The organism is Kribbella sp. NPDC020701 (assembly GCF_055562215.1).
Map to the genome: position 1 here is coordinate 1 of NZ_JBVHFT010000071.1, position 1318 is coordinate 1318.

The following is a 1318-nucleotide window of genomic DNA, read 5'->3' on the forward strand; positions in this document are numbered from 1 at the left end:
CACCAAGCGCCGGTCATGGGAGCAGTCGCGTCGGCGCCGACGGTGTGGCGAGCCCTGGACGAGCTCACCCCGGCGGCGTTGAAGAGGATCCAGACCGCACGGGCGAAGGTGCGACGCCACGTGTGGGCCCGACTCGCCAACAGCGACGCCGGGCTGGCTGTCTCGAAGGTCGCCGGCACCGATCTCGGTGACGTCGTCGTGCTGGACGTCGACGCCACCATCGTGGTCGCGCACAGCGACAAGGAACAAGCCGCGCCCACGTTCAAGAAGACCTTCGGGTTCCACCCGCTGGCCGTCTGGTGCGACAACACCCAGGAGTTCCTCGCTGGGATGCTGCGGACCGGGAAAGCCGGGTCCAACACCGCCGCCGACCACATCGCCGTCCTGACCGATGCGATCGCCCAGGTCCCGGCAGCACGCCGCAAGAAGCTGTTGGTCCGCTGCGACGGTGCCGGCGCCTCCCACGACCTGCTGGACTGGCTCACCGGACAGGGCAAGGTCCGCGGCCGCAGCCTGGAGTACTCGGTGGGGTTCCCGGTCACCGAGAAGGTCCGCGACGCGATCACGCTGATCCCCAAGCATGTGTGGACCCCCGCCACCGACGCCGACGGCGGGGTCCGTGAAGGAGGCGACGTCGCCGAGCTGACCGGACTGCTGGACCTGAGCGGGTGGCCGGTCGGGATGCGGCTGATCGTGCGCCGCGAACGACCGCATCCGGGTGCGCAACTGTCGCTGTTCGAGGAGCGTGACGGCTGGCGCTACCAGGTCGTGGCCACCAACACCGCCCAGACACCGGGTCAGCAGTTGGCGTTCCTCGAAGCCAGGCACCGTGCCCACGCCCGGGTCGAGGACCGGATCCGACATGCCAAGGACTCCGGCCTGGGACGGTTCCCCTCGCGTGAGTTCAAGATCAACCAGTCGTGGCTGATGGTCACTGCGATCGCCGCAGACTTGGTCGCGTGGCTGCGCTTGCTCGCGCTCACCGGCGACGCTCACGGGCTCGCGACCTGCGAACCGAAAGCCTTGCGCTACCGACTACTCCACGTGCCCGCCCGGCTCACCCACGGAGGAAGACGGCGACGCCTCCGCCTCCCAGCGAGCTGGCCCTGGGTCGACCAGATCGTCGCGGTCTTCGCGAACATCGCCGCGATCCCCGAACCCGCCTGACCCCACTCAACACCAGCGACAAGGACCCTCGGAGAACCGCACCCGGCAGCGCCAGCCGGCCAACCGACGTACCCGCGAAGCACCACCATCACCAAGCCCGCCCCACCGGCATCCCGGCGGCGCCATCACTGAGCCCCATGAATTGCCGGGG

1 protein-coding gene is annotated in these 1318 nt (G+C 69.4%); it reads left to right on the top strand.

The features are described 5' to 3' along the window. On the top strand, positions 1-1167 hold a 1167-nt coding region (locus ACZ3HV_RS44570; RefSeq protein WP_465693961.1), incomplete at its 5' end, for an IS1380 family transposase. Positions 1168-1318 lie beyond the last annotated feature (151 nt).